Raw genomic sequence first — 9,774 nt, forward strand, 5'->3', positions numbered from 1 at the left:
GCATCCTGGCCAAAGTCACCAAATGTAAAGAAGCGTTAGACGCACTACACTAGTGAAGCCGGGAACTACATCCGTGGGGGAATCGCGGGCGACACTGTTTGCGCACTCAAGGGCGGCAGCATGTGTCCAAACAATTTCAATATAGTTAGTGTTCAGACTGGAAGCACGACTGGTAAGGCCGAGCTCAAATTCATCAATCCGGCAAACCCGGCTCAGAGCCACTATGCCCAGGTGGCGAATGAGGTCAAGGATGCTAATCAGAACGTGCTCTACCGCACAGTCCTGAGCTCCTACGCAACAGATCAGGTTCGCTCAGTGAATTGTCCTGGCGGCGTGAATGGCTGGCTGTCTGGCGATTCTACTGGAATTTGCTCTACGCCGCTCAAGGGTTGGCAGCGTGAAGTTCGCGACAAAGTTGTCTGGGGACGCATATCCCCTTACATTGCTGTACTGGGCGGGTCGGACGGCCATGTTGCTGTTGATGAACTCAGGAGCGCATATCCGAACCCGATGAATCCTGCTACGACCATCAGTTTCTCAGTGAAGACTGATGAGAAGGTCTCGCTCAAGGTGTTTGATGCATCCGGACGGCTTGTGAGGACGTTGGTTGATTCCAAACTCAGGGCTGGTGGTCACACAGTCAGGTGGGATGGGAGGAATGATAAAGGCGTCTCGTTGAGTTCGGGAGTTTATTTCTACCAAATCGAGACAGAAGGTGGCTTCAAGTCCACGAAGAAGATAGTAGTTCTTAGGTAACGTTCCTTGTTGAAACTGGATGGAATTAGAGCTGATGTTGCCTGTAGAAACAGTGTTATCTTGAGATTCGCGAAAGACACTCCACTCACCCCGTTAGCTTGTTCCTCATAGTTGCGAGAAGCTTTCCGCTCTCATAGTTCCGATCAAGGGACCTGGCACAGGTTGGATGTGGTGTTCAAGGTTCGGCATGGGACATTCAAGGCGCCTGGGTATGTGACTGTGGTGCATGCGAAGGATTGCGCCGGTAATCCGATTAGGCGAGCATTTCGGGCCGGTACGCATGAGCAGAATCCTGAGATGCTTATTACATCAGGGGGCGCCAGAGTCACGGGTGGTGAGGTTGAGATTGTTTGGTCTACGAGGTGTGAGACCGAGATAGCGGCATTTGATGTTTTGAGGGCTAGCAGTGTTGAGGGGCCTTACACAAGCGTGTTGACTAGTCCCATTCCAGCCCATCACGGCGGGTATTGTGAAGGTAGCGATTATGTGTATCGGGAGGGGGCCACTCAAGAAGGCAGAAGGTTTTTCTATCAGCTGTGGGTTCTTCTTTATAGCGGTGAAAGAACTTTTGGAAGTACCTTCGCTGTCGACATAGGTCTTACGCAAGACTTCGCACTGCGGCAGTGCTCTCCAAATCCCTTTCACGGAATGACAGAAGTCCGGTTCAACCTGCCTTACGATGGACGTTCTCGCTTCGGCAATCTTCCAGAATACAGGACGGTTCTTTCGGTGTTTGACGCTTCGGGCAGAAGGGTCAAGGTTCTCTTCGATGGGGAGAAGCGTGCTGGAAGGTACAGCCTTGATTGGGATGGCACGGATAGCTCCGGCGGAAGAGTGCCAGCCGGCGTTTATGTTTGTTTGCTTGAGATTCCAGGGAAGCAGCTTTCAAGAAAAGTGGTGCTTGTGCGCTAGACTTCTTTGACAACTCATGACGGCGGCTAGCCGTAATCAGAAGGGCTGGTGAGGATTATGGACGCAATTCAGAGGAAGATCTCAATTTTGGCGAGAATATCGTTCTTGTTTTGGTTCCTTGCCTTTGCTTACTCCCCGACAAAGTGTGGTGCTGCTCTCACGGATCCGACTCGAGGAGCAACCTATCTCATCATAGCCTACGATGCCTTCTTGGACCCTCCCTCCACGCTTTCTCCGCTTGTGTGGCTCAGGCAGCAGAAAGGGCAGCAAGTAGAGCAGGTGAAGATTTCAGAGGTAGTTGATGAATTCGGTTCCGGCGACAGGGGTTTGCGGGATTTCTTGCGTTATGCGTATTGGAACTGGAGTCCGAGGCCGCAATATGTTTTTCTCGTGGGTGATGTATCTGACACCGTGAGTGCACAGGTGCCCACCCACCGATTTGCTCCGTATTTCTCCTATGGTGGAAAGGCAATCTGGGATGATTGGCTTGTCTGTGTTGATGATACCACTGATGTTATCCCTGACATGGCTCTTGGGCGATTACCTGCATCAACTCGCGAACAAGTCACTGCCTATGTGTCGAAGGTGTTCAACTATGAATTGGACTGCGCTTCGGCGCCTTGGAAGAAAAGAGTACTTTTTCTCGGCAACGATACCAGTGGCACTCATACCGTCAATGACGCGATTCTTGTAAGGAACCAAGTCGCGGAAGCTCTAGGAATTGTCAATGGATTTGCGTATGGCCCTTGGCAAAGGACCACACTGATTCATTCCGACTGCGGTTTTGATGACCCTTTCGGATTCTACTGCCACACGTCTGCTATGGAACTTTTCAATCAGGGACAGAGCATTGTTTGCGCCATAGGCGTGATGAGCTCGGAAAGGTCGCTTGAGCAGTTCATCCGGAGCGGCTACCTCGGTCCGAGCGATCCGCAGAATACGCAAATGCCGTCAATTGTGTTGGGAATGTCGTGCCATCTGGCAAGATTTGACGTTGATAGCATTTTTGTCGACAGAGGAGGAGAACTCGTGAAAGACGTTATCCTCGCCGACAGGTTTCTCTTTCCTCAGACCGCCGGGGCTGTGGCCTGGTTCGGCGCAACAGGTGCTACGCAACTTCATGCCAACGGATGGTTGCTGAACGAGGTTCTTTCCCGGATTGTCCGATCCTATGACGTGCCTTTGGGTAGAGTTTTCCTTGACGCAAAGAAAGCGGCATTCGAAAACTATCCGTGGGAAGAGGACGTGTTCAAGGAGTACGTTCTTCTTGGCGATCCTGCATTGATTTCGCCAAGGTACTATCCGCCCAATGTCTCGAATCCACAGAAATATGAGCCATGTGACATGGAGGCCTCGAAAAGCTACCGATTCTGCGGTGCTTGGTATGAGAAGAATTGCGGTGACGGCGTAAACGTCTTTTGGACTGCAAGCAGAGGAACTATTGTGCCGGCGGGGAACAATTGGTGCACCGAGGAAGGAGCCTGGCAAGCTGTTACTGCGGTATACACGGCGCCCCCGGCGGAACAGTTTCAAGACATCGACGAGCTTCGTGGGCTTCCTGTGAGTATCACTTGCACTGTGCGTGACCAGACTGGGCTCTCAGGTTCGGCAAGTTCGTCATTTACTGTCTGGAAAAAGTTGGACTGGCCGCAGCCTTACGACCTGCCGCTCTTGGAGGCGCCCCGGAAGCCAACGGTTTCTAGCGAAGAAGATGCCACCCATTTCAGGTATTCTGTCAAGCATGACGCTGGCGATAGTGAGGGTGGGGTGAAGGTGGAACTTAGCATCTACGACATACGCGGAAGACTTGTTGACTTAATCACCAGAGAGCGGGAGGGGCCGGGTTCACACGAGATTCTCTGGAAAGGAATAGACAGAAAAGGAAGGAGGTCTCCGAACGGAGTACTCTTTTATCATCTTAGGATTGGGGAGACCGCAGAAACCGGGAAATTCTTGCTCATGAGGTAGGCTCTTGAGTTTGCGCTAACGAGCCCTTCCCGGAATGAGCGAAAGTAGTTCCAGGGCCGTCGCGACGCTCCAGGCCTGGGAGATTGTGCCTCCGGGTTTATGAGGCGCATCGCCGTCAAAGACTTCAGAAATTGTCCCGAGTCCTGCTTCGAAAAGGTGCTTCCTGAACGGTTCGAGAAACTGCCGGATAGTTTCAGGCCAGGCGTCACGCTTCACACGAAGGCGAAGGTGCGCTTCCAGATAGGGGAGAAGAAGCCAGGGCCAGACTGTCCCCTGGTGATAAGCTCTGTCTCTCTCAAGTCTTGTACCGCCGTATTCACCTTTGTAATGCTGGGATCGAGGAGAAAGCGTTCTCAGACCGTATGGTGTAAGAAGCTCTTTCTCGACAACTGAGAGCATTCTGAGTGCCCGTTCCTTTTCAAGCAGAGGAAATGGAAGTGAAACCGAAAAGACCTGATTGGGTCTGACCGAATCGTCAGGGCCTTCTTCGGAAATTACGTCGTAAAGACAATTCTTTTCAGGGTTCCAGAAGCGCTCACAGAAATTCTTCTTCACGTTCCGCGCAACACCAAGCCAGCGCTCCGATTCTCTCTTGTCTCCGAAAAGGTCCTCGAACATCGAAAGGATATGAAGAACATTGTACCAGAGAGCATTCACTTCTACAGGTTTCCCGCTTCTCTGAGTTATTACTTCATCATCAACCTTTGCATCCATCCAGGTCAGTTGAAGACCTGCCTCGCCTTGGGTGATCAGGAAGTCTGAGTCCATGCGGATGCCAAACGAAGTTCCCCGCGCATACGCATTCACTATCTGCCGGGCAGCAGGAAGGACGGTTCTCTGGACGAAATCTACGTCATTCGTTGAGCGAAAGTATCTGTATGCAGCGACGACGAACCACAAAGATGCATCGCACGAGTTGTAGAAGATCCCATCGTCATCTGCAAAGAAATTCGGTACGAGGCCGTCTTTCATGCTTGACGAAAATCTTTCGAGAACTGATTTTGCTGTCCCGTATTCACCTCTGGTAAGGAGAAGGCCGGGAAGCGAGATCATTGCATCCCTACCCCATTCACTGAACCAATAGTACCCGGCAAAGAGACTTTCTCCCCCTTTTCGCTTCACGACAAAACTCTGGGCTGCAACGGAAAGGTGCCGTGAGAAAAGATCTTGCCCAGCATTCTGCACAATCTCCCTTTTTCTCTTTTCCTCTCCATGAATGAGAGACGAAACATCTCTTTTCCCAATCGGAGAATCAGATGCCAGTATGAAGAAGGCGCCCGAGCCCCCGAAGACGACAACACCGGGTGTCACAAGGTTCTCAAAGCAGGGGAGACCTCGCCTTTTCTCTTCCTTGAGAAAGGTCTCAGGGAAGACCTCCGTTCGCGCTACGAACGACTCTCCATTATGGGACACAAAAAGATTCAATCCATTTCTTGAGAAGCAAATTGAACCATCCGTCGCCTGCGTTTTCACCGGCTGGAGCGGCTCCTCAACCGAATCAAATCTCCTCAAGGCGGGGAAAAGTTTGACCCGGAGCTCGACAGGCCCCGCAGAACGGACGGCATAGCTTATGACGCTGAGGTTTTCTCTATGAACCAGGAAGATTCTCTTCTCTATTTCGACATTGCCGATTCCGAAAATCCACAGGGGGGACCAATCAAGCCTGAATGCTTTGAGATGTGAGAGACAGGTCTGGACTTTTTCGGGAGTCAAGAATTGTGGTGAGAGCTCGTATTCCTTCCCGTCCAGAATAAGAGTCTCGCTGACGTTAGAAAGAAGAGAGCGTCTTCGGTGGGGTGGAGTCTCCGGAGAGACGAGAAGTGAGTGATAGACCCTTGTATTCGTGCAGGCGACGGTCTGAGAGGCAAAACCTCCAAGCCCGTTTGTTTCTATCCACTCCTTTCCTTCGAGGTCTTCCAAGGACCCGAAGGAAGAAGGCTGTATGGATATGACTTCAGACAATTCTAGCGAATAAGAACAGCGCGCTTGGTAAGAGAATACTTCCCGGACTTGAATCTCACAAAGTAGATTCCGGATGGAAGGTCTTTCCCCTTCCCGTCCTTGCCATCCCACCTCAACGTGTGGGTCCCGGAACCGAGAGTCCCCTGGAATATCTCCCTCACGAGCGTTCCCCTGACATCGAACGCCTGAATGGCAGCAGTGGCCTTTAAGGGCAGATACAGAACGAACACGGCCTCCGAGCCGAAAGGATTCGGATAGCTGCTGGACAGCATCGGAACTCCGCCAAACGCCGGCAGAGCTCTGGCTTCAATCGGGCCGAAAAGGACTTCATGTCCGCTTCTCTCCAATTGGCCAAGCCAGTAGCTGTACATCACTCCATCGGTAACAGAGGAATCCTCGAATTCGTTTTCGTGTTTGTCGCTTACGGATGAAGAAACCGCCAGGCAATCTCCCCTGAGCTCCGTGAGGAGAACCCTGTCTGTCTCGTCCGGTCCCTTCCTGTAGATTCTGCACGCAGTCACATCATCCCTTTTTTTCCAGGAAAGAACGACCTTTCCGTGCCCTGGACTTGCACTGAACAACGGAGACGAAACTGGAACGATCTCCGGCCAAGTGCCGACTTCGAGCCAGGTCCGATAAGAATTGCAGGTAACCGGCACGAAACTAGACCAGGCCGTGTAGAGTTGCCCGGATCCGCCTTTTCCAATCACCGGCTGGAAAGCTTCCGGCTGACCGTAAGATAGAATCGTTCCGTCCACGTCGAGAACTGTGCCGGAAGTGTCAATTCTCGCACCGTACACTTGGTTTGCGCCGCCTCTCGAATCCTGCCAGACAACCAGGAAATTCGTGCCGTCGTATATGACCTTTGGAAGCCGCTGACTTCCCGGAGCAGTGCAAATGGCTATGGCAGAGCCGATTATCCTTCCGGTTGTGTCCACCTTGGACGCGTATATGTCCGAAGTTCCTCCACTCCTGTAGTCCTCCCACGCAACGAGGAACTTTGCCCCGTCGAAGGCAAGGGAAGGAAATGCCTGTGACCCCACGGCGTCACTAATAATCTTTCCAGCCGTGTCAGGCACACTTCCGCGCGACCCGACAACAGTGCAATAGATGTCATATACTCCAAACCTCCTGTCTTCCCAGACGACAAGATAGTTGGTTGCGCCAAATGCAATCTGAGGAGCATGCTGTTCGGAATAGGAAGCATTGACTATGAACGAAATGGCCTCAACTCGAGCAAGATTCTTTCTGACATGCACTCCATACAGGTCGTATACTCCCGTAGTCCCATTTCTCTGTTCCCAGACCACCAGGTAAGCTGTATCACCGAAAGCCGCTGCAGGGGCAAGGTGATGGTTCGAGTCCAGCTGATGCATGGTGGTCCCGGTTGGCGATGAGACCACTCCGGCCATGTCCACCAACGTTCCCTTGATGTCCCAGTTCGTAGTGGAAACAAAGTCGGACCAGACAGCTAGATAATTCGTCCCGTCGAATGCCACAGCAGGTGTTGCCTGCGTCTGTGCTCCTCCGTTTATTTTGACCGCCCTTGGATCGCGGATAGTCCCGTCCTGAGAGACTCTCACCCCGTATATATCTGGCGTCGTCGCGTTTCTTCTATCCTCCCAGACAAGAAGAGCCTGGCTGCCGTCTGTTGTCACGCCGATTGCAGGCGCCCACTGATCGTTTCCAACCATCGAAATCAGCAGCGCAGAAGCATCAAGCAGTGTGCCGCTTGAGTTCATTCTCGTGCCATAGATGTCAGAGTAGCTGCTCTTGTAGTCCTGCCAGACCATGAAGAAATCAGTCTGTCCGGGTGTGCATGCAAGTGACATCTGCGCGCTTCTGCCTGTGGCAACCGCGAGAGCTACGTCCAAGACATTGCCCTGAAGAGTCACACGCGTCCCGAATATATCAAGGGTGTCAGCCATTTGCTCTTCCCAGCCTACGAAGAATCCGGTCCCCATAGGCAGCACTCTTGCAGCGGACTGGTACCTTGGGTTCTTCGGCTTCGATTTGTCCGGAGAAAGAAGCGAGTCCCTTGCCGAATACGCAAGCGTGTCGGCAGACATCGAAATTCTAAAAATACTGCCGTAAATATCCAGCGCATTTATCTCTATCGGATTATCCCTTGTATCTTGCCAGGCCACCATGAAGTCTAAACCGTTCGCGGCAATCGAAGGCCGCAGTTGCTCGCCCGGCCCTACCGAGATCAGGATCCCCCGTGTGTCAAGAGGCTGATCCTCAGGCAGAATCCTGGCGCCGTATATGTCGGCGCTGACAGAATCCGCTCTCAAGTCTTGCCAGACCACAAAGAACGCTGAGCTGTTGAAGGCAATGGAAGGATTCTCCTGATCTCCGGACTGTCTGAAAATGACCATCGCACTATCCCCAAGAACCACTCCGGAAGGACGGACCCACCTTCCATAGATGTCTCTGTCTCCCATCCTGGAATCACTCCAGGCCACGAGATACGCTCCTCCTCCGTAGCAGAGCGCGATCTCATCCTTTATGCTGTTCCGGGTATCGATAGGAAACCCGTCCACATCGAGCACGGTCCCTGAGGGAGTCACGCGCGCGCCGTAAACATCCGGACTTCCATTTCTCGTATCCTCCCACGCAAGGAAATAATTCGTCCCATCAAATACCAGCTTGGGGTTGGACTGATTTCCGGACGCGACTGTGATGACAAGTCCGGCGCTATCAAGCACAGCACCTGTCGGGGTAACCCTTGCTGCATAGAGGTCGGAGCTGCCGCTTCTCAAGTCTTCCCAGACAACCAGATAATTCGTTCCATCGAAGGCAACGGCCGGGGAACGTTGATCATCCAGAGGAAAACCGAAGATTGCCTGCGGATCGGCAAGAACCTCTCCGGTCCAGGCCTGCACATTTGCCGGACTTCTTGAGGAGTACATCTGCCTTAGCAGATTCTCATCAGGAAATGGAGGCATGTACGCAGGGGAGCCAGGAGCAAACATTGAATTGGGGTCAAGTTTCTCTGTTTGAGCAAGATCATCCCATCCGCTTCCGTAGCCAACACGCTCAGATCCAGCCCTGTTCTCACTTAACCCTGGCGACCCGGCATCTGATACTCCTGGCCGCGCTACCTCGGCTGCCTTTCCGGCTGCAAGGACGGATGAGAGCACAACTAGCAGGAAGAATGGAATGATGAGGAGAGAGGAAACCTTTTTCCAATTCATCGGGTGCTCCTTTCGAGCTCGGCTTGATTTGCTTGGGCCGCAGTCCCCCCGGGCCTGGACGCGAACTTTCCTTCAAGCCCTAAGGAAGATAGTCATACAATCTGGCGATCTCAACATCGTCAAGAACAACTGAGTTCAGACAATACCATGAGGAGAGCCTGTACCGCAAGAGTGATATGAGGGACCGGATTTGCCTACTAAGATTCTACCACCAGGCATGGGTAGTTGCAAGAGGCAAATTGCGGGGGTAGACTGGCACTTCTTGCAGACTGGTCTAATGGTTCAGAATCCTTTGGCCGGGCTTTTGCCGCCGGTTGTGAGATGGAGCGCCCGGGAAATGGAAAGAAAAATCTCTCTTGAAGACGATGGGATGTGCTTTGTGTGTGGGAAGAAGAACCCGATCGGGCTCAAGGTAGAGTTCAAGCTGGACGAAGAGAGGAAGCTGGTCGGGAAATTCATCCCCCGGAAGGAGTTTCAGGGGTTCAAGGATGTCCTCCACGGCGGAATCATTGCAACTCTGATCGATGAAGCGATGGTTTCACTTCTCCTCAAGCTGGGCAAGAGAGCTGTGACAGCGTCATTCTCCGTGAGACTTCATAAGCCTGCGTTCACAGGCGAAGAGCTCACCATCGTAGGGAGACTGGTGAATGATAGGGGAAGGATCTTTGAATTGAATGCAGAAGTGAGGGGGAGTGACGGGACGGTTATTGCATCGGGTGAAGGTGTTTGCGTAAGAATCGGAAAATAGAAAAGGGCTCCGCCTACTCCGTCCAGTCGAGCTTGCAAGCCCCCGACAGCTAGAGGCCACGTCCCTTATCGAAGAGATCTGGGTGTAAGCCACCGCCTCGACAGGAGAGGCAGAAACCCTATAGCCAGTATACGCTTTCAGAAGGGCCCTGTCAATTTTGAAAATAGGGACAGTCTCCACTGGTGTCCGATTAGAAGTCCAAGAATAGCTGGAGGTTACGGGGATGTCTTT

At 52.4% G+C, this 9,774-nt stretch carries 6 protein-coding genes; 4 read left to right on the forward strand and 2 right to left on the reverse strand.

Features of this window, described 5'->3' with window-relative positions; genetic code table 11:
* Positions 1–120 precede the first annotated feature (120 nt).
* The 3 genes from QME66_11520 (at position 121) to QME66_11530 (ending at position 3,636) form a co-directional block, all read left to right on the forward strand.
* Positions 121–756, forward strand: a complete 636-nt coding sequence (locus tag QME66_11520; protein MDI6809592.1) for a FlgD immunoglobulin-like domain containing protein — start codon at positions 121–123, stop codon at positions 754–756.
* Positions 757–927: 171 nt separating this feature from the next.
* Positions 928–1,668: a FlgD immunoglobulin-like domain containing protein gene (locus tag QME66_11525; protein ID MDI6809593.1), complete on the forward strand. Its 741-nt coding sequence runs from the start codon at positions 928–930 to the stop codon at positions 1,666–1,668.
* A 57-nt stretch (positions 1,669–1,725) separates the two neighbouring features.
* Complete coding sequence (locus QME66_11530) at positions 1,726–3,636, forward strand: C25 family cysteine peptidase (protein ID MDI6809594.1); 1,911 nt, start codon at positions 1,726–1,728, stop codon at positions 3,634–3,636.
* A 15-nt stretch (positions 3,637–3,651) separates the two neighbouring features.
* Here QME66_11530 and QME66_11535 read toward each other — a convergent pair whose 3' ends face one another.
* Together QME66_11535 and QME66_11540 are read right to left on the reverse strand one after the other, a co-directional pair.
* Positions 3,652–5,556, reverse strand: coding sequence for an amylo-alpha-1,6-glucosidase (locus QME66_11535; protein ID MDI6809595.1), 1,905 nt, complete (start codon positions 5,554–5,556; stop codon positions 3,652–3,654).
* A 44-nt stretch (positions 5,557–5,600) separates the two neighbouring features.
* The gene (locus tag QME66_11540) at positions 5,601–8,795 is read right to left on the reverse strand and encodes a T9SS type A sorting domain-containing protein (protein ID MDI6809596.1); all 3,195 of its coding nucleotides are present in this window, start codon (positions 8,793–8,795) and stop codon (positions 5,601–5,603) included.
* Positions 8,796–9,132: 337 nt separating this feature from the next.
* Here QME66_11540 and QME66_11545 point away from each other — a divergent pair, with 337 nt between their 5' ends.
* Positions 9,133–9,543 (forward strand): PaaI family thioesterase, encoded by a 411-nt coding sequence (locus QME66_11545; protein ID MDI6809597.1) that lies wholly within the window; start codon positions 9,133–9,135, stop codon positions 9,541–9,543.
* Positions 9,544–9,774 lie beyond the last annotated feature (231 nt).

This window comes from Candidatus Eisenbacteria bacterium (assembly GCA_030017955.1).
Taxonomy (GTDB): Bacteria; Eisenbacteria; RBG-16-71-46; order JASEGR01; family JASEGR01; genus JASEGR01.